Origin of the sequence: Rathayibacter sp. AY1D1 (assembly GCF_002932635.1) — a bacterium.
Classification (GTDB): domain Bacteria; phylum Actinomycetota; class Actinomycetes; order Actinomycetales; family Microbacteriaceae; genus Rathayibacter.
The window spans coordinates 25,567-43,615 of the sequence record NZ_PSVY01000028.1; the positions used below are offsets into that span (position 1 = coordinate 25,567).

Sequence of the window (18,049 nt, forward strand, 5' to 3'; positions counted from 1 at the left end):
CGTCTCGTTCGGTGACACGACCACGCCTCGGCGAGCTGCTGTCCAGCGTCAGCCGGCGAGCCGGCGTCCACAACGAGGACGCGACTCGGATTCGGAACATGTCCGATGGCTGCCTCGATAGCCTCAGCGCATGAAGATCCGAGCCGGTTCGCCTGACGATCGCGGGCCCTGCATCGACCTCTGGCTGGAGGCACTCAGAGCACGAGACGGATGCAGTCAGGACGACGCGGTCGCCGAGAGGGCTCGAGCGAAGTTCCACCGGCCTCTCGTTCGGTTCGCCGTCATCGGCTCGGATCCCCTCGGGTTCGCTCTCACCGTCGACACGGGCGATGGTCCGGGCCGACACAGTGCGCTGCTCGAACTGCTCGCCGTCGCACCGAGCGAGACAGGGCGCGGGCTCGGCCGGACACTGCTCGACGACGCGGTCCAGTCCGCCTCTCAGCTCGGCTACCTCGTCCTGAAGCTGCACGTCCGCGCCGGAAACGATCGGGCGGAAGGGCTTTACAAGGCGTCCGGCTTCGAGCCTCACGGGGATCCCGCGCCGCATCCGCTCGGTGGTCATCCGATGATCGAGTACGCGCGGACTCTGACTCACGTCAGCAACTGAGGACCTCCGGCCACCGATCCCCGTACGGGCCACCTCGCGCGACCGGATCACATGCGCACTCAACGCTGGTCGAGCGGTCGGGTCATGGCAACCTCATCCCATGAGCGTGAGCGACGGACAGGCCTGTGCCCCACGGGACCTCGACGTGCTCACCGACCGGCTCCGACTGTGCCGGCCCGCCGAGACCGACCTGGACGAGCTGTTCCGCCTCTACACCGATCCGCGGATCGCGGAAGAGGATCCGCTCCTCCTCCATCTCTCCGCCGATCAGACCCGGGCCGTGATCGCGTATCGAAGGACCCAGTGGACACGGGACGGACTCAGCAGCTGGGTGATCCGCCGGCGCGACTCCCCCATCGACAGCCGTGATCTGATCGGAATGGGTGGATGCACTCTGCTCTCCGATGCAGCCTGGAATGTGGCGTTCACCCTCCACCCCGACCACTGGAGCAAGGGCTACGCGCAGGAGGTCGCCCTCGCCGGCATCGAACTCGCCCACCGCCTCCGACCGGAGCTGCCCATCACCGCGGTCGTCGCAGAACGCAACGCACGCTCCCGCCGCACCATCGAGCGACTCGGCCTCGCGCTCAGATGGGAGGGTCCGGACGCGCACAGCCCAGACCCGACCGCACGAGTCGTGCTCTTCGCCGACCGCCAGCTCTCCGCTGAACAGGTCCGCCGGCTCACCGGCTGAACCCGATCGCCGATCGGCTCATCCGCCAGCTCAGCGAGAGCTCCCCTCACGGGCAGCGAGTCGGCACCGCCGGTGAGCATGGCGATCCTCCGCTGCGGGAACTGCAAGCGAAGCCGACCTGTCGGTCCACCAGCCGGCGCCTCCCCCTCCCCGCTCCTCGATCCCCGACCGCAGGGCAACGAGACACGACGACGCTGCGCTCGGGAGTCCACCGGCAACTCCTTAAAGGGGCACGGCGTCCGTCGCCGGACGGATTCACGTCCACCTCTTGTTCATTCCGGCTTCGTTGTCCAGCGCCGTCGGCTGCCCTAGCGTTCGGCAGGTGGACACCAGGAGATCGACCTCGACCGGCTCTAGCTCCGTTGTGTCCTGGGTCGCTCTCGCGTCAACCGGCGTCGCCGCCGCGACACTCTGGATCGCGGACGCCGTCTGGTACGGGATCCCCGAGTCGGGTGGCCCGGGAGTCAGTCTGCTCTTCATCGGCGGATGGGGTCTTCTCACGTGCGCCGCCCTGCTCACGGTCGGCGTGCTCATCCATCTGGCGCCCTCCGCGCTGAGCCGCCACGGAAAACGCCCCGTCGAGTTCGTGCTGCCGAGCGCCGCACTCGTCCTCATCGCGGGGATCCTGCTCGCGCATCCGCTGGCGGGCAGCGCTTTCGCCTGACCCTCACCGGCATCGACCCTCGAAAATGTCTCGGCGCCTCCGGGCCCTCTCGTCAACGGGCTCTGGTGGCTTCACAATTACAGCGAGGGGTGCAACCGTTCGGGTCGGTGCACCCCTCGCTGCCGGTTGGCCGAACGCGCGCCAACCTCGAACGACCAGCAGCCAGGGATCGCCGATCGAGCGGTCACAGCCTAGATTTTCTAGACGGTCTAACTAAGTCCCCTTTCCGGGTGAGGTGGATCGTGCAGGCGATGCTGGTGCTTCGGCTGACCGCGGGCGCCGAGTTGGGAGCGGCCGGCGTGTTCGAAGTACTCGCCGGCGACCGCTACACCGCCACCACCGCCGGGCTGTCCCCCGCAGACACAGTGAACCCCGCGATTGCCGCGACCGTCGCGGAGCTCGGTCTCGACATCAGCGACCGCACCCCCCGCGCCGTCACAGTGGAGGACCTCGAGAACGCGGACATCGTCGTCGCCATGAAGCCCGGCCTCGCGATCCCCGCGACGACCCGACCGACTGGAGCGCCGAGAACGTCCGCCCCGCCGCGAGGCCGTCGCCGCCCGGAGGCAGGTCGCTTCGGCCGGTACGGTGACCGCATGGACGACGACAGCGAACGTCAGAATCTCGTGATGAGTACCGAGATCATCAACGCCTGCATCAGAGCCATCGAGAACCCCGAGAAGCTGTTCCGGGTGTGCGCGAGCGTCTCGGGAGGTCGCGACGACGAGAGGGCGGCCGTTGCCGCAGCATTCGGGACCAGCGACGTCGTGGCCGATGCGATCCTCGACATGCAGGTGAGGCGTTTCACGCCGAGGTCGATCGAGCAGATGCGTGCCGAACTGGCCCGCTATGACCGTCGACTAGCTGAACTCGGCCGGCCGTAGGACGATTTCCGTACTGGACAGCAGAGCCGAGACGCGCTTGAGGACGACACCGGCCGAGCGCGTCGAGAAGTCCCGCCGATGTCAGGAGGGATCCCGGTCTCCGCGCACTGTGAGGACCCAGACGGTGTCGTTGTCCGCGTCCGATGGGGTGGCGTCGACACTCGAAATCGGCTTCTCACCGAGCGACGCGGGATCGATCTCGTGTGGGCCGTCGGCGCAGTCGATAGCGTCGAGGGTGGTCGTCGTTCTCGTCGTCGGTCCCCCAGCCGTGGAAAGCGATCCGATTTCGAGGTCGATCACTCCTGGTACGGGTCGAAGCGGTGGGCGGGGCGGGGTGCGGTGGTCGTGGTGGTCATGGTCAGGCCTTCCTGTGCAGCAGTGGGAGAAGAGGAGGGGGCGGGGACCGGCTCGAGCCGGACTCCGCGACCGCGAGGCCCTTTTTCACCGCGTCGGTCTTGGTGCCGGTGCGCTTGGCGATCGCTGCGGCGGACACGCCCTCGAACGCGAGCTGCGCCCACGCGGCGGTGCGGTCCGCGACGCTCAGCTCGGCGCGCTGGTCGTTCTCGATGATCTGCTGAACGATCCGGTACTTCCGAGCCGCCAGCAATCAGTCAGGTGGACGAGCCGGTCGTCGGCCCGGCCCCTACGCGCACCAGTCGCGCGAGCGTCCGTTGACGCTGCGCGCGGTGTCGCCGGTGCCGAGGTCGACGAGCACGGTCGAGGTCGCGCTGAAGCCCGGCTCGCCCGGGTAGTCGTCCGGCCGACCCTCGACCGAGACGGTCTCGACGGCGAGGTACTGCCCGTTCGGCGAGAGGCAGACGCCGCGGATGCGCCCCGTCGGCGAGGTGCGGAACACCTCCGAGGTGCCGGACGCGTCGACGCGGACGACGGAGTACTGGGTCGCCCCCGTCTCCGGCGCGTACTCGGCCTCGAGCTCGACGTAGCTCCCGGAGTCGAGGAGCAGGATCTGCACGGGCGACGCGGTCGCGCTCACGTCCGCCGGCGGGAGGGCGAGCGTCTCGACCGAGCCGTCGGCCAGGTCGATCAGCGAGCCCGACTCCGGATCGGCGACCACGAGCCGGTTCGCGCCGGGCACGAATCCGCGCAGCTCCGCGTGCTGCCCGAGCGGGCTGATCGACCCGGGCGTCAGCAGGTCGAGCAGGAGCACAGTGTCGTCGAGCGAGTGGGTGACGACCGAGGTGGTGCCGGGCACGAACATCCAGTCGCGCGCCCGCAGCGGCCCGCCGTCGATCCCGAGCACGGGGACCGCCTCGGCCTTCTGGTCGGTGAGGTCGTAGGAGTAGAGGGCGCGGTCGAGCGGGCCCGACGGCGCCTGCCCGGTGAAGGTCCAGCCGAGCACGCCCTTCTCGGGCGAGGAGTGCAGCTCGCGCACGGTCCCGGGGCCGGGGAGCGGGATGACGCCCTCGGAGCCGGTGTCGAGCGTGACCGTGCGGAGGAGGTTCGTGTCGTCCGGCTCGATGGTCACGACGACCAGCACCGGGCCGACGACGGCGTAGTCCTGGATCCGGTCGGCCGTGACGAGGACCCGGGCGTCGCCTCCGGAGAGCGGGCGGACGCGGACGGCGTCGGGCTGCGAGGGGTCGTCGGCGGTGCGATCGAGGGTGAAGAGATCGGGGTCCTTCGTGGTGAAGGAGGCGGAGACGTCGGCGGCCGAGCCGGTCGCGGCGCTGCGGGCGTCGTCGATCCCGATCTCGTAGCGGGTGGCGTAGCGGAGGGTGTCGGTGAAGGTGACGGTGAGCACGCCGCCGTCGAGCTCGGCGGTGTGCGGGGCGTCCGGAGCGACGCGGACGCGGTCGAGCGCATCCGGCTCGAGCGCCTGGTCGAGGTGCAGGCGGGCGCGGGAGCCGTCGCGCTCGACCACGCCGTCGGTGCTGACCTCGAGGGAGGCGACCCGGGGCCCCTTCGCGACGGTGGCGGCGGTCAGGCCTCCGACCGCGAGGACGAGCACCGCGACGACCGCCCAGAAGAGCCGCGGGAAGCGGGAGGCGCCTGCGGAGTCGAGGCCGGGAGCCCGCCGCGCGCCGCCTCCGGCCCGTCGCCCGCTCTGCGCCGACGTGCCGCGCTCGGGAGTCGCGCCGGGCTCAGGATTCGCGCCGCGCTCAGTAGACATACGGCATCGCCGGCTCGTCGATCGGAGTGACCGCCTCCGGCTCCAGCACGACCGCCTCGGCGCTGGTGACGCTCGGGTTCGCGCCGAAGCCGCCGCTCGCCTCCAGCCACTGCCCCTCCGACCAGGTGTCGGCCCAGCCGGCCTGGTAGACCGGCACGCCCACCGGCTGCGCGTCCACCGCGCAGCAGGTGACGACGAAGCGGGCGATGTAGAAGACGTTCTCGGGGTCGGAGGCGTCGGGGGTCACGAATCCGCTCACTGTGGCCGTGCGGCCGGCGAGGAACTGCTCGCTCGCGCCCTGACGCAGCAGGGTCGCCCAGTCGCGCACGCTGAACGAGGCCGTGTCGCCGGTGGGCGCCGCGGCGGTCACGGAGGCGTCGACGGCGCTCGTGTTGACCTCGCGCTGCGTCGCGGTCGAGGCGGTGAGGGCGGCCGGCGGGAGCACGAGCAGGGCGACGGCGGCGGAGGCGATCACCGCGACTCCGGCCGCGACCGCGACCACCCGGCGCCAGGGGCGGGCGGGCATTGGGGCGTGGAGGTGCTCGACGTCGTCCTCGTGCTCGTGGGCGTCCTCCTCGGCGCCCGGCACGACCGCGAACGCCGCGATCAGCAGCACTCCGGCGATCACCGCGAGCACCACCGAGAACTCGAAGTAGCGGGGGTGGATGTAGAGGCCGAGTCGGCCGGTCGCCGCGAGCCACAGGGTCGAGACGACGCCGATCAGACTGAGGACGACGCCCTTCCAGCGGGCGAGGAGGCGCTCAGAGCGCATAGTTCACCGCCAGTCCCAGCACGGCGGCGGCGAGGGCGACCAGCACGGTGACGCGCACCAGCGTCGCGGCCGAGAACGTGGTGCGCAGCAGCGCGAGCATCTTGACGTCGATCATCGGGCCGAAGACGAGGAACGCGATGATGCCTCCCGGCAGGAACGTGGAGCCGAACGAGAGCACGAAGAACGCGTCGACGTTCGAGCAGATCGAGATGACGAACGCGAGCACCATCAGCGCCAGCACCGACCAGAGCGGGTCGCCGCCGAGCGTGGTCAGCACGTCGCGCGAGACGCCGACCTGGATCAGCCCCGCGATGGCGGCGCCGACGAACAGCGCCGGCATCATCGCCCCGGTCTCCTCGGCGAACAGCAGCACGCTGCGCCGGGAGCGGTCGCGGAGGAAGCGGGAGGGCCGCTCGCCCGCCTCGCAGGCCGCGCGGAAGCGGTCGGTGAGCAGGCTCATCGGCTCGGAGTGGCGGCTGAAGATCCAGCCGACGAGGTTCGCGATCGCGAAGCCGCCGACGATGCGCCAGACGAGGATCCCGTCGGCCCAGCCGAAGGCCTGGTACGTCGTGACGATGGTGATCGGATTCACGATCGGCGCGGCGAGCAGAAACGTCATCGACTCCGACACCGAGAGGCCCTTGACGATCAGCCCGCGCGCGAGCGGCACGTTGCCGCACTCGCAGACCGGGAGGAGCACGCCGAGCAGCGAGATCACGAGGCGCCGCGGGAGCGCCCGCTTCGGCAGGATCCTCAGCAGCACGGCCTCGGGCACCCACAGCTGCACCGCGATCGAGAGGACGATGCCGAGGAACACGAACGGCAGCGACTCGATGACGACGCTGATCGAGAGGGTGAGGAAGTCGCGCACCGCGTCCGAGAGGGCGTCGCCCGCCGCGTCCGGGGCGAGCAGGCGCGTCGCCACGAGGACGGCGACCAGGGCGAGCCCGAGGAGCGGCCCGCGCCGCGACCGCCGGGCGCCCGGGGACGCGCGGGTCGGGGCGGCGAGCGCGGATTCGGGGGACATCCCGACCCATCGTAGGCGGGGGTCCTGCGCGGGCCGGCGCGGGGCGCGGCTGCGACGTACCCGGCGAGTGTGAGCCCGGCCCCGCGAGGTCCGGCCGACCGCGAGTGTCCGATGGTCGTCGCGCTCGCGCTCGAGTGCGACGACTTCTGGACACTCGGTGCGAGGGCGGGCGCCGAGGTTCGCGGGAGGCGGGCGCGGCACTCGCGCAGCGGCCCTCCGGGTGCAGGATGAGCGCATGCCCGCCTCCCCCGCGCACCCCCTCCGCGTGCGGATGCAGCCGCGCGCGATCGACGAGGCGCACCGCGTCTCGAGTCCGCTCGAGCTGCTCGTCGACCTGACCTTCGTCGTCGCGATCGCGCAGATCGCCCAGCAGCTCGCCCACGCGACCGAGGAGGGGCACCTCGCCGAGGGGCTCCTCCCCTTCGGCATGGTGTTCTTCGCGATCTGGTGGGCGTGGATGAACTTCACCTGGTTCGCCTCCGGGTACGACACCGACGACGTGCCCTACCGGCTGCTGACCCTCGCCCAGATGGGCGGCGTCCTGGTGCTCGCGGCGGGAGTGCCGGCCGGCTTCGAGGACGGCGACTACCGGGCGATCACCATCGGCTACGCGATCATGCGGTTCGCGCTGGTGAGCCAGTGGATCCGCGTCGCCGTGTCCACTCCGGAGCACCGCACCTCCGCCGTGCGCAACGCCGTCGGCTTCTCGATCGTGCAGGTCGGCTGGCTGCTGCGGCTGCTCCTGCCCGAGGAGGTCGGGGTGGTGAGCTTCCTGCTCCTGGTCGCCTGCGAGCTGGCGGTGCCCCTCTGGGCGCAGCGGGCGGGGGACGCGAACTGGCATCCGCACCACGTCGCCGAGCGGTACGGGCTGTTCACGATCATCCTGCTCGGCGAGGGCGTCCTCGCGGCGGTGATGGGCGTGCAGCGGGCGGTGACGGAGGCGGGCGTCAGCGCCTCGCTCGTGCTGGTCGCGGCCTGCGGGCTGGTGATCGTGTTCGCGCTGTGGTGGCTGTCGTTCTCGCATCCCTCCGGCGAGCTGCTGGAGCGGCGGCGCGGCCTCTCCTACCGCTGGGGCTACGCGCACTTCGCGGCGTTCGCGGCCCTCGCGGCGCTGGGGTCCGGGCTGGAGGCGGCCGTTGCTGCGACCGCGGGCCACCTCGAGGCGTCCGACACGGTGATCGGCGCGGCCGTCGCGGTGCCGGTCGCGGTCTTCGTCCTGACCCTGTGGGCGGTGCACGCGCCGCTCGGCGAGCACCAGCCGATGCCCGCGCGCCTGGCGCTCCCCGGTGTCGCGCTGGCGCTCGCGACTCCGCTCGTGGCGGGACTGCTCGGCGTGGGCGGGGTGCTGGTCGCGCTGGCCGCGGTGTCGGCGGGGCTGGTCGCCGCGGTGGTGGGGCGCGGGCGCACCGCGGAGTGACGGGGTCGGCGGGCGAGGCGCGGAGCCGTCGCGAGAGGCGCGTCCGAGGCGGTGTCCCGGCGGGAGCGGAACGCCTCTACGACCGCACTGCGGCAGCGGCTACCCCCGGCGCGGCAGCGGTTCCGGGCGGCGGGGCACCCAGCAGCGGACGCGCGAGCGGTAGCGCTCGAAGTCGGCGCCGAAGCGGGCGGCGAGGTCCGCCTCCTCCAGCGGGCGCACGGCCTGGTTCCAGACGACGGCGCCGAGGAGTGCGTACAGCACGACCAGCCACGACGAGAGCAGCAGCCCGACCGCCGCTCCCTGCACGATGCCGGCGACCGCCATCGGGTTGCGGACCCAGCGGTAGGGCCCGGCGATCACCAGCCGGTTGGTCATCGCGATCGGCAGCGGCGTGCCGTCGCCGAGGAGCGACATCGTGAGTCCCGACCAGATCCCGAGCGCGCTCGCCGCGACCAGCAGCAGGACGCCGACGCCGACGACCGCGGGCGGCGCCGCTCCGAGGCCCACGCCCCAGCGCTCCTCCAGCGCGGCGATCACCAGCGGGACGACGACCAGCGCGCCACCCCAGAACACCGCGATCTGCCCGAGGGTCGCGGCGAGGTGCGATCCGGGCCGGCGGCCCGCGGTCGCGACCCGGAAGGAGAAGGGACCGGAGGCGATCCAGCGCGTGGGCACCCGGCCGAGCAGGAGCAGGCACGCCGCGACGACGGAGCCGCCCGCCGCGGCGATCATCGCGACGACGCCCCAGCCCGCCTCCCCCGTCAGGGTGGCCCAGACGGCCAGGGCGACCGCGACGAGGAGCGTCCAGGCCGTCGCGGTGACGGCCGCCCAGCGGATGCCCGTGGCGGCGAGAGCGGAGGCGCCGACGAACAGCGGGAGGTCGAGAGCCGCGACAGGGACGGGATCGAGGCTGCCGAGCGTCGCGATCCGCAGGGCGGGGACGAGCGCCACGGCGACCCACCAGGCCGCGCCGCCGAGGGCCTGCACGGCGAAGTAGAGGCGTCCCCAGGGCATGGCTGCACGGTACTTCATAGCTGAACCCAAGGAACGACCCAGGGCGTTGACGGGCTCGGCGCCCTAGGCTCGGAACCAGTTCCCGCCGCCTCCACGAGAAGCGGCCCACCACGACGCCAAGGACGACGCCGATGAACCGCACGACCGTGATCACCGCACTCGCCTGCGGGCTCCTCCTCACCGCCGCCGCAGCCACTCCCGCTGTCGCCGCGACCTCGGACACCGCCGGGGACTCCACCCGCTCCGTCGACGAGTTCGGCGTTCTCGCCGCGACCGACGGCGACACGCTGCTGATCAACGGGCGCGCCTTCCTCCTCGAGTAGGTCCTCCCCGCCGGGCACGGCCGCGAGGACGCCACTCGCGGCGCCGGCCTCCTGATCCGCCGCTGCGTCGACGTCGACGCCGCCGCGGCCGTATTCCTGGTGACGACGGTGCACGGCTTCTCCGGGCCCGAGATCCTGCCCGCCTACCGCGAGGCGCTGCGGCACCCGCGCACCGAGCACCTGGTGTCGATCTCGGACAGCGACCGCTCCCCCGAGCTCGACTACGCGGCGACGGTGCACCACGGGATCGACGTGGACGGCTTCCCCGCCGGATCCGGAGGAGAGGACCTCGTGATCCTCGGCCGGATCCACCCCGACAAGGGCACGGCGGAGGCGGTCCGGATCGCCGCCGCGGCCGGGCGGCGACTCGTGATCTGCGGCATCGTCCAGGACGAGCGCTACTGGCGCGAGGAGGTCGAGCCGCTCGTCGACGGGACTCGCGTCGTCTACCGCGGCTCGGTCGGGCCGGAGGAGCGCGCCCTCGTGCTCGGCGGGGCGCTCGCGCTCCTGCATCCGATCGGCTTCGACGAGCCGTTCGGCCTCTCCGTCGTCGAGGCGATGGCGTGCGGGACGCCGGTGATCGCGTACCGCCGCGGATCCATGGCCGAGATCATCGACGAGGGCGTCACCGGGTTCGCGGTGTCGTCACGGGAGGAGGCGGTCGCCGCGGTCGAGCGGGTCGGGCTCCTCGACCGCGCGGCCGTGCGAGAGACGGCGCGCCGCCGCTTCGCGGAGGATCGGATGGTCGACGAGTACCTGGTGGTGTACGCGGGAGTGCTGGGGCGCTGACGCCGGCCTCGCGTCGGCATCGGATGCTCGCGTGACTCCCGGCCCTCTCACCGAGTCGCCCGGGAGGGCTCGTTCTCGATGCGGAGAACGAGCCCTCCCGGGCGACTCAGCGATGCTGATAGGAAGAGGCCGTGCCTCGACCTCATCTCTTCGTCACCCGCGGAAGCCTCCTCCACTTCGCCTGCGACGCGTGGCTCCTGCCGACGGACCGCTTCCTCTCGTTCACGGACTTCTGGCGCAGGGTCCCGCGGCTGGAGGATCGCGCACGCGCCGCGCTGACTCCGGAGTTCTCGGACGGCCGACAGGCGGCACTGCCGCTCGCGCCGCGCGACGGCGAGCCCACTCCCGTCCTCACCGCCGTCCCCGATCGCGCCGTGCGCGACGCCGAGGACAGCGAAGGACTCGCCGACATCGCCCGCCGCCTCCGGGCCTTCGTCGAGGTCGCCGCGCAGACGGCGACGAGGGATCGGCGCACGAGGCGGCCGCTGCCACTCCTGGCCGTGCCGCTCTTCGCGACGGCGGGCGGCGGATCAGGGACCCTCCGCGACGCCGTGCTCGCCCAGCAGCTCCGCGTGCTGCGGGAGGCCGCCGAGGCGTTCGAGGTCGACATCGCGATCGTCACCCTCCGCGCCGACGTCCACGCCTTCGCCCAGTCCAGGCGGCGACTCGATCCCGCGACGTCCTGGCCCGAGCTGGAGGCTCCGGCCCTCGAGGAGGCGCAGAGCCTCGCCGAGCGCGCCCGGCGCCGCCGGCTCGTGCCCTTCCTCGGCGCCGGGACCAGCGTCAGCGCCGGCGGCCCCTCCTGGGACGGACTGCTCGAGGAGCTCGGTCGCGAGATCGGACTCGACTCCGAGACGTCCGCGGTCCTCAGCGGGAAGAACGTGCTCGACCAGGCGTCCTACCTCGCGACGCTGTTCGACGAGGAGCAGCCCGGACGGTTCGCCGAGGCCGTCGCCCGTGAGATCGGATCCCTCGAGCGGTACGGTCTCGCGCCGGCGCTCCTCACCGCGATCGACTCCGAGCAGGCCATCACGCTCAACTACGACCGCCTCTTCGAGACGGCGTCCGAGGATGCGGGCGTCCCCCGCGCCGTCATCCCCGGCGACCACGAGGGCGACCACGAGCGCTGGCTGCTGAAGCTCCACGGCACCGTCGACGACCCGTCCTCGATCGTCCTCACCCGCGACGACTACCTCGGCTTCGACTCCTCCCGCCGCGCCCTCTCCTCGATCGTGAAGGCCACCCTCGCGACCCGGCACCTGCTCTTCGTCGGCTTCGGCCTCAGCGACGACCACTTCCACGAGATCGTCCACGACGTCCGCCGCGCGTTCCCCTCCTCCGCCTCGGGAACGCTCGCGACCGCGCTCACCCTCTTCGCCGATCCGCTCGACGAGCGCCTCTGGCAGGGGAGGCTGCGGCTCGTGCCGATGCTGCCGGTGCCCCGCGATCCGTCCCGCATCGGCGAGGCCGCCCGCGTCCTCGAGATCTTCCTCGACGCCCTGGCCGCCTTCGCGACGGACGCTCACTCGTACCTCCTCGCGCGGGGGCACGAGAGCGCGATGACGGCCGCAGAGCTGCGGCTGCGGGAGCGGTTGACCAGGCTGCTCCGGGAGGCGACGGCGGAGGAGCGGGCGACCGGAGCGTGGCAGGAGGTCGCGGGGATGAGTGAGCGGCTGGGTGGGGAAGGGCGCTAGCTCGGACAGCGCTCGTCGCTCGAGGGCCGAACGGCCGAGCCGGCGGTCGTCGGCGAGTCCTGCGCGAATGGACGAAGGACCAGCGGATCGACTGATCTCGGGCGAGAGGTCACCGACCTCCCGCCCGGCACCGCTCAGACGGCGTCGTGGAGCTCGACGTTGTCCTGATACTCGAAGTGCGTCTGGACACGATCCGAGACGTCGATGTTCTGCAGCTTGCTGGACGCTGGGATGAAGCCCACCAGACCAGCTGCCGTCTCACCGGCCTGAGCCGTCCGGTAGACGAACTTGAGGATCGCGTCGTTGCGGGAGTGGTAGCCGTAGACCGCTTCGTCGACCGAGGCGGTCAACGAGTCCCAGTTGCTCTTCGCTCCGATCGCGGTGCCGAGGAGATGTGCGGCCTGGATCCGCGGCCCTCCGGGCTTCGTGCCCATGGACTGCGCGGCGACGACCATCGCCCTCGCTCCCAGACTGTGACCGATGAGCACGTACGACTTCGCGTTCGTGCGTGCAAGGAGATCACCGATGATCACGCCCGTCTTGTCGGCGCGGTTCTTCGCGACGTGCCAGGGGTTCCTCGCGAGGTCCGAGGCGATCATCGCCGGCCCGGCGACGCCTCCGAGAAGCTTCGCCCCCGCCTTGTGCCCGAGCGCCGCCGCTCCTCTGAGCAGCCCCATGGCGACGCCCTTGCCTGCTGCGCCTAGGGCGAGATCCGTCAGATCCCGCAACTCCTTCGACCCCCATCGGACGCGGTAGACGGGCGAGTCCGGGTAGCGGGAGTCGACGATCGACTTCCACTTGCCCCACCGCTCTCCCTCACCGTCGGTGAGGAACCCGTTAGCGACGACCACGGGGACGCCGCCCGTTCCCGGACGGAGCAGCTCGATCTGGAACGACTTGTCCTCGCTCAGGTAGGCGTTCGCGACCGATGCCCCGAGGACACCTCCCACCGCCGCTCCGACGGCCGTCACGACCGCCGTGCCGCCGGCCATGCCGAGCCCGCCCGCTGCGAGGGTGCCGCCGCCGAGCAGCGCGAGTCCGTGTGAGCTCGCCGCTGCGCCGGTGAATCCGCCGAAGACGCCGAGCGAGCCGATCGCGCCGCCGATGGCGGGAGCGGCGAGGAGAGCGACCGGCGCCGCCATCGCGAGGACAGCGATTCCGCCCACGATGATCTTGGAGGTCGCGTCGAGGTCGGGCTTCTCGTACTCGAGGAAGGCCTCGTAGTCGTGCAGCTCGCCGAAGATCCCCTGGGCCTTCTCGAAGCCCGGGATCTCGTGCTTGTGCTCGGCGCAGAACTGGGGGACGCGCAGAGCGCCGCGCTCGCGCACCGCCATGTTGCCGCAGCCCACAGCCACGCATGGGAGCGTCGCGGATCCGCAGCCCTGGCAGACGTACACCGGAAGCTGCCCCGCGGGACGGTTCGACTTCCGGTGCTCGGTGTTGAAGAAGCACGACGAGCACCATCCGTGCTGGACGTCCAGCAGCGAGACGTCGTCTGCGACGTCCGCGATCCACTGCGCCGTCTTCGCGTACGTCTCGGCCACTTTCTGTGCGGTCCGCCGCTCCTGCTCCACCTGCTGGAGAGCGGCCTTCTGCTCGGCCGGATCCGAATACGCGAGAGCCTCGGCATTGGACGTCATGCGGGCGCGATACCAGGTCTTGGCGTACGCCCACATGTTGCTGCGCAGTGCAGGATTGCTCTCGAGAACGCCACCGCTCTCCGTCACCGGCTCGAGATCGGTGAATTCCCCCGCGAGGGAGAGAGTCGCCCCCTGATCCGAGACCACATCCACTCGGAGACGGGTTCCTTCGACGACATAGGCGTGCAGTGAGCCGGGCATGGGTTGATCGTGCCATACCGGTCGAGGTCCGGTTCGCTGCGGAAGGGCTGTCGCTTCCTTCTCGATCGGTCGCCGTCCCGTTGGATTCTCCGCGCTCATCGCGTCGGACTCTCCCCCATACCAAGACCGGAGCAGACGGACTCGAAGACGGTCAGTGACACCCCCTCTTCTCCCGGCGCGAAAAGGGAGCCGATGCGGTGAAAGTCGGTACCGTCCGACAGACTCACCGGAACGACGAAGGGGACGAAGTGCAGTTCACGATCAACGGCGCCACCTACGAACTCACACGGGAACAAGTCGAGAGCACCCTCGCCCGTACCGCGCCGGCCGAGGTGAGCACGTACTCCGTCGAGGTGAGCGGCAGCCGCTTCCCCGTGAAACAGGTGATCTCCGAGGCCACCGGTCTGCAGAGGAGCGAGTTCACCTCCGGCCAGGCACAGCGGGTCCTCACAGGGCTCGGATTCCTGGTGCTCAGCACTGCTCCGGGAGCTCGAGGGCGCATCTCCGGTTCCACGCGGTCCTTCGACGGCGTCGAGTGGGGGCTCGCCGCATCCGAGCACGGTTACGAGGAAGCGTCCTCGGGCAAGCTGCATCTCCCAGGATGTGCTCACGGCGTGACGACTCCGATCCGCATCTGGGCTCAGGACGAAGTGCTGAAGGCCTGGGGTGCTGCGCCGGATGTCGATCTCAGGACGCTGACGCGACCGGGATGGTGCTCGGACTGCGCGGCCATAAGAGGAACGACCGACCCCGGCGTTCCAGCGGAGCAACCGGAGACGTCCGGACGGACGGGCCGGGCGGAGCGGACGGCGATCGCGCAGGCCGCCCGGGTCGTCCTCGACGGTGGTCTCCGACGCCAGGCCTCCGCGTTCGACGGCCGGACGGTGACCTGGACCGCTGATACTGCGGCGGCACTCCGGCGAGCGATCGAGACACCCGGGTCGACCGGCACTTTCCGTGAGCGGATCGCCGAGCAGATGACTGATCAGCCGAGGGCGGTCGTCCTGCTCGCCGCTGAGCTCTGCTTCCTGCAGCGCCTCCCCCTCATCAACATCCGGGCGCAGACGAAGCTCGCTCTTCTGCAGGAGATCCTCGACGTGCTGCCCGATCGCCCCCGGGTCCCTGATGTGATCGTCGACGCCCTCGACACTCGCGGCGTCTTCAACGGCGGTCAGGGGTTCAACCAGCAGATCGCACAGCATCTCCTCTGGTTGTGCGATTTCGTCCGGCAGTGGGACGCCCTCGCGTCCGATCATCGCGAAGCCGCGCTCGGCGATCCCTGGCTCTTCCGCGACCGCACGCTCGACGTACAGGGTGATGCTCCACCGATCCGGAGCTCTCTGCTCGCTCTGGCCTGGCCGAGCTGCTTCGAAGCAATCGTCTCCGTCGCGCAGAAGCACGCGATCCGCGACGCCTTCGCGGGAGCGCTCCCGACGGTGACGGACGACGTCGACCGCGATCTGCTCGCTCTGCGGGACAGCCTCGACCCGAGCGGCGAGCTCGACATCGCCTGGTACTCGCCACCGTGGGACGCGGAATGGTGGCTTGCGGCACCGCAGACCGAGCATCGCGGCTGGGCCGTACCCTCGGCCGCTCCCGGCGCGCCACTCGCCCTCCCAGGCCTCCACGTCACGCTCCCGCCGGATGGCGGTCGAAGCGGCATCCGCGACGAAGCGCTCCGTTCATGGAGAGACTGGCCGACGTCCGGGGCCGGTCCGCGACCGCTCATCACCGATCTCCTCACTGAGGTGGATTCGGCTGCGCAGTTCCTCGTGACGATGGCGGCCGGCGACCAGGTCTTCGTCGACGGCTCCGACGACGTGCACTGGGGCGTCATCGGAGAACTCGATTCCCGAGGACGACGCGGCGTCGACTGGCGAACGCCGGTCTCGAGGTCGGAGATACCGAACGCCGTCCTCGACGTCCTGTCCGGCAGCGCTCCGATCACCGACGTCGGCTTCCTGATATCGCCGCCGATCGCACCGACGCCCGCACCTCCGCTGTCCGGCCCCCTCCGCCTCCCCCGCAGCACGCCCGAACTCGCGGGTCGCCTGCATTACGACTCACTGTGGCTGAACGAGGTGCTGGGTCTCCTCGAGGAGCGTCGCCAAGCGATCTTCTTCGGGCCTCCCGGAACGGGCAAGACCTATCTCGCCCGTGCTCTCGCCGACTTCATCGCGCCGAAGGGCGCGGTCCGCATCGTCCAGTTCCACCCCTCCTACTCCTATGAGGACTTCTTCGAGGGGTTCCGGCCGACGGTCGATGAGAAGGGGTCCGCGAGTTTCCGACTCGCACCGGGGCCGGTACGTCTTCTCGCTGCTGCGGCGGCGGCGAACCCGACAGTGCCGCATGTGCTGATCATCGACGAGATCAACCGGGCGAACATCGCGAAGGTGTTCGGCGAGCTCTACCTGCTCCTCGAATACCGCGACGCCGGGGTCTCACTGCAGTACTCGCCGGAGGAGGACTTCCGTCTGCCCGAGAATCTCTTCGTCATCGGAACGATGAACACGGCAGACCGCTCGATCTCCCTGGTGGACGCGGCGATCAGGAGGCGGTTCTCGTTCGTCGAGCTGCACCCCGCAGAGGAGCCGGTACTCGGCCTGATCGAGCGATGGTCGAAGGCGCAGCACCATGAGATCAGCCGAAGTGCTCTGCTGAGGCAGCTCAACGAGCGGATCGGCGACCTCGACCGCGATTTCCAGATCGGCCCGTCCTACCTCATGGGCGCTTCTGCCCGCACGGACTCCGGATTGGCGAGGATCTGGGAGTACGACATCCTTCCGCTGCTCGACGAGCACTACTACGGACGCTTGTCTCGCGCGGAGGTCCGGGCGACGTTCGGTCTCAGCGCTCTCGAGCCCGGTGCTGTCGCGGATCCGGACGAAGCGGTCGACGACGCTCCGGCCCGATGACCCGCGTCGAGTTCGACGAGAACGGCGGCTGGACGGCGGTCTCGTTCGACCCTGAGGTCATCGGTCGCGTGTGCAGCGCAGGGCTGCTCGAATCCCGCATGACAGCGTCAGGCGCCGAGGTGAAGCCTCAGCTCAACAGGATCGGGGCGATTCGGATCGATGGCGACGAGGTCGTCGTCCGTCCGAAGGCCGCCTTCTCCTCGGTGCTCTTCATGCTGGGGTACGCGGCGGACCCGGGCTTCCGACCGGAAGAGGTCTCCGGCGACGGCAGGGAGATCTTCCCCGCGGTCGCCGAGACGTACGCGCGCATCGCGGAACGTGCACTCGGGCACGGCCTCCTGCAGGGGTACCGACGGTACGACGAGAGCGCCATGACGGTGCGCGGGCGGGTCCGGTTCTCCGACCAGATGTCGCGCCGCGGCGGACGACTCCTCCCGATCGAGCTGACGGTCGACGACTACTCGGCCGACATCGTCGAGAACCGGATCCTGCGTGCGGCCGGCCGGCTGCTGCTCGCCGTGCCCCGCGTGTCGCCGGACGTCCGGCGGCGCCTGGCGCACCTCGACTCGAGACTGTCGGAGGCAGCCCTCCTGCGGCCAGGGACGATGACACCGTCGTGGCAGCCGTCGCGGCTGAACCAGCGCTATCAGCCCGCCCTGCGCTTCGCCGAACTCGTGCTCGCACGCATCACGCCCACCACGACGAACGGCGGCCACACCGTCGCCTCCTTCGTCGTCAATATGGCGGAGGCGTTCGAGGCATTCGTGACCACGACTCTGAGCAGCGCTCTCTCAGGGGTCTCGCGGGGCGTCAGTATCGGTCAGTTCCCCGCTCATCTCGATCTCGAACGACGCCAGCCGATCCGACCCGACTTCGTCCACGTCGCCGGCGGCCGACCAGTGGTCGTCATCGATGCCAAGTACAAACTCGGGCCACCGAGGGTCGAGGACCTCTACCAGATGCTGGCCTACTGCACAGTGCTCGGGCTGGCTGAAGGGACGCTCGTCTACGTCTCGAGCGCCGGAGACCCGAGTGATCGGACAGCGACGGTGAAAGGCTCCGGTGTCGTGGTTCGGACGGTGCGGATCGACGTCACGAGGCCGCCCGCCGAGATGCTCGCTCAGCTGGACGACATCGGTCGAGCGGCTGCCAGGCGGGCAGGGATCAATACTTCTTCCGGCCTCTGAACTCCGCGCCTCGTCGTAGGGCCGCCTGCTCCATCGGACGACTCAGCCCAGACGGCCCGTCGCCTCAATCCCGCCCCGCCCCCACTCCCC

At 70.7% G+C, this 18,049-nt stretch carries 17 protein-coding genes; 10 read left to right on the forward strand and 7 right to left on the reverse strand.

The window, feature by feature from the left end; all coding sequences use genetic code 11:
• Window positions 1-130 precede the first annotated feature (130 nt).
• The 4 genes from C5C56_RS14605 (at window position 131) to C5C56_RS14620 (ending at window position 2,849) form a co-directional block, all read left to right on the forward strand.
• Window positions 131-607 carry a GNAT family N-acetyltransferase gene (locus tag C5C56_RS14605; protein WP_104223376.1) on the forward strand — a complete coding sequence of 159 codons (477 nt, stop codon included), beginning with the start codon at window positions 131-133 and terminating at the stop codon, window positions 605-607.
• 100 nt (window positions 608-707) lie between these two features.
• Window positions 708-1,301, forward strand: a complete 594-nt coding sequence (locus C5C56_RS14610) for a GNAT family N-acetyltransferase (protein ID WP_104247869.1) — start codon at window positions 708-710, stop codon at window positions 1,299-1,301.
• Between the two features lie 322 nt (window positions 1,302-1,623).
• Window positions 1,624-1,965, forward strand: a complete 342-nt coding sequence (locus tag C5C56_RS14615) for a hypothetical protein (RefSeq protein WP_146081495.1) — start codon at window positions 1,624-1,626, stop codon at window positions 1,963-1,965.
• A 230-nt stretch (window positions 1,966-2,195) separates the two neighbouring features.
• Window positions 2,196-2,849: a low molecular weight phosphatase family protein gene (locus C5C56_RS14620; RefSeq protein ID WP_258060023.1), complete on the forward strand. Its 654-nt coding sequence runs from the start codon at window positions 2,196-2,198 to the stop codon at window positions 2,847-2,849.
• Between the two features lie 81 nt (window positions 2,850-2,930).
• On the opposite strand, the gene C5C56_RS17595 is transcribed toward C5C56_RS14620, so the two are convergent.
• From C5C56_RS17595 to C5C56_RS14640, 5 genes are read right to left on the reverse strand one after another with little or no spacing between them, the layout of a single operon-like run.
• Window positions 2,931-3,149 (reverse strand): hypothetical protein, encoded by a 219-nt coding sequence (locus C5C56_RS17595; protein ID WP_146076619.1) that lies wholly within the window; start codon window positions 3,147-3,149, stop codon window positions 2,931-2,933.
• Between the two features lie 58 nt (window positions 3,150-3,207).
• Entirely contained in the window at window positions 3,208-3,456 is a 249-nt protein-coding gene (locus C5C56_RS14625) for a hypothetical protein (RefSeq protein WP_104319826.1), read from the reverse strand.
• Between the two features lie 36 nt (window positions 3,457-3,492).
• Entirely contained in the window at window positions 3,493-4,980 is a 1,488-nt protein-coding gene (locus C5C56_RS14630; protein ID WP_104319827.1) for a hypothetical protein, read from the reverse strand.
• Entirely contained in the window at window positions 4,970-5,752 is a 783-nt protein-coding gene (locus C5C56_RS14635; RefSeq protein WP_104319828.1) for a TIGR03943 family putative permease subunit, read from the reverse strand. Before C5C56_RS14635 ends, C5C56_RS14630 begins: the two co-directional genes overlap by 11 nt.
• A complete protein-coding gene (locus C5C56_RS14640; protein ID WP_104319829.1) occupies window positions 5,742-6,779 on the reverse strand; it encodes a permease in 1,038 nt (345 codons plus the stop codon). Before C5C56_RS14640 ends, C5C56_RS14635 begins: the two co-directional genes overlap by 11 nt.
• A gap of 235 nt (window positions 6,780-7,014) precedes the next feature.
• Between C5C56_RS14640 and C5C56_RS14645 the strand changes: the two genes are divergently transcribed.
• Window positions 7,015-8,196, forward strand: coding sequence for a low temperature requirement protein A (locus tag C5C56_RS14645; RefSeq protein ID WP_219813904.1), 1,182 nt, complete (start codon window positions 7,015-7,017; stop codon window positions 8,194-8,196).
• A gap of 99 nt (window positions 8,197-8,295) precedes the next feature.
• On the opposite strand, the gene C5C56_RS14650 is transcribed toward C5C56_RS14645, so the two are convergent.
• Window positions 8,296-9,210: an isoprenylcysteine carboxylmethyltransferase family protein gene (locus tag C5C56_RS14650; protein WP_104319830.1), complete on the reverse strand. Its 915-nt coding sequence runs from the start codon at window positions 9,208-9,210 to the stop codon at window positions 8,296-8,298.
• A 131-nt stretch (window positions 9,211-9,341) separates the two neighbouring features.
• Between C5C56_RS14650 and C5C56_RS14655 the strand changes: the two genes are divergently transcribed.
• The 3 genes from C5C56_RS14655 to C5C56_RS14665 all read left to right on the forward strand — a co-directional run bounded on the left by C5C56_RS14655 (window position 9,342) and on the right by C5C56_RS14665 (window position 12,016).
• Entirely contained in the window at window positions 9,342-9,533 is a 192-nt protein-coding gene (locus tag C5C56_RS14655; RefSeq protein ID WP_104223384.1) for a hypothetical protein, read from the forward strand.
• A 99-nt stretch (window positions 9,534-9,632) separates the two neighbouring features.
• Complete coding sequence (locus tag C5C56_RS14660) at window positions 9,633-10,322, forward strand: glycosyltransferase (protein ID WP_258065687.1); 690 nt, start codon at window positions 9,633-9,635, stop codon at window positions 10,320-10,322.
• Window positions 10,323-10,453: 131 nt separating this feature from the next.
• Window positions 10,454-12,016, forward strand: coding sequence for an SIR2 family protein (locus C5C56_RS14665; RefSeq protein ID WP_104319832.1), 1,563 nt, complete (start codon window positions 10,454-10,456; stop codon window positions 12,014-12,016).
• Between the two features lie 134 nt (window positions 12,017-12,150).
• On the opposite strand, the gene C5C56_RS14670 is transcribed toward C5C56_RS14665, so the two are convergent.
• Window positions 12,151-13,857 carry a DUF726 domain-containing protein gene (locus tag C5C56_RS14670; protein ID WP_219813905.1) on the reverse strand — a complete coding sequence of 569 codons (1,707 nt, stop codon included), beginning with the start codon at window positions 13,855-13,857 and terminating at the stop codon, window positions 12,151-12,153.
• A 977-nt stretch (window positions 13,858-14,834) separates the two neighbouring features.
• Here C5C56_RS14670 and C5C56_RS14675 point away from each other — a divergent pair.
• The gene (locus C5C56_RS14675) at window positions 14,835-16,772 is read left to right on the forward strand and encodes an AAA family ATPase (protein WP_146078875.1); all 1,938 of its coding nucleotides are present in this window, start codon (window positions 14,835-14,837) and stop codon (window positions 16,770-16,772) included.
• Window positions 16,769-17,959 (forward strand): McrC family protein, encoded by a 1,191-nt coding sequence (locus C5C56_RS14680; RefSeq protein WP_104234076.1) that lies wholly within the window; start codon window positions 16,769-16,771, stop codon window positions 17,957-17,959. Before C5C56_RS14675 ends, C5C56_RS14680 begins: the two co-directional genes overlap by 4 nt.
• Window positions 17,960-18,049 lie beyond the last annotated feature (90 nt).

Excerpts from the sequence above, each read along its gene's own strand:
- C5C56_RS14605 (WP_104223376.1), top strand. The coding sequence starts at position 131 with ATGAAGATCCGAGCCGGTTCGCCTGACGATCGCGGGCCCTGCATCGAC.
- C5C56_RS14610 (WP_104247869.1), top strand. The coding sequence starts at position 708 with ATGAGCGTGAGCGACGGACAGGCCTGTGCCCCACGGGACCTCGACGTG.
- C5C56_RS14630 (WP_104319827.1), bottom strand. The coding sequence starts at position 4,980 with ATGTCTACTGAGCGCGGCGCGAATCCTGAGCCCGGCGCGACTCCCGAG.
- C5C56_RS14635 (WP_104319828.1), bottom strand. The coding sequence starts at position 5,752 with ATGCGCTCTGAGCGCCTCCTCGCCCGCTGGAAGGGCGTCGTCCTCAGT.
- C5C56_RS14640 (WP_104319829.1), bottom strand. The coding sequence starts at position 6,779 with ATGTCCCCCGAATCCGCGCTCGCCGCCCCGACCCGCGCGTCCCCGGGC.
- C5C56_RS14645 (WP_219813904.1), top strand. The coding sequence starts at position 7,015 with ATGCCCGCCTCCCCCGCGCACCCCCTCCGCGTGCGGATGCAGCCGCGC.
- C5C56_RS14650 (WP_104319830.1), bottom strand. The coding sequence starts at position 9,210 with ATGCCCTGGGGACGCCTCTACTTCGCCGTGCAGGCCCTCGGCGGCGCG.
- C5C56_RS14655 (WP_104223384.1), top strand. The coding sequence starts at position 9,342 with ATGAACCGCACGACCGTGATCACCGCACTCGCCTGCGGGCTCCTCCTC.
- C5C56_RS14670 (WP_219813905.1), bottom strand. The coding sequence starts at position 13,857 with ATGCCCGGCTCACTGCACGCCTATGTCGTCGAAGGAACCCGTCTCCGA.
- C5C56_RS14675 (WP_146078875.1), top strand. The coding sequence starts at position 14,835 with ATGACTGATCAGCCGAGGGCGGTCGTCCTGCTCGCCGCTGAGCTCTGC.
- C5C56_RS14680 (WP_104234076.1), top strand. The coding sequence starts at position 16,769 with ATGACCCGCGTCGAGTTCGACGAGAACGGCGGCTGGACGGCGGTCTCG.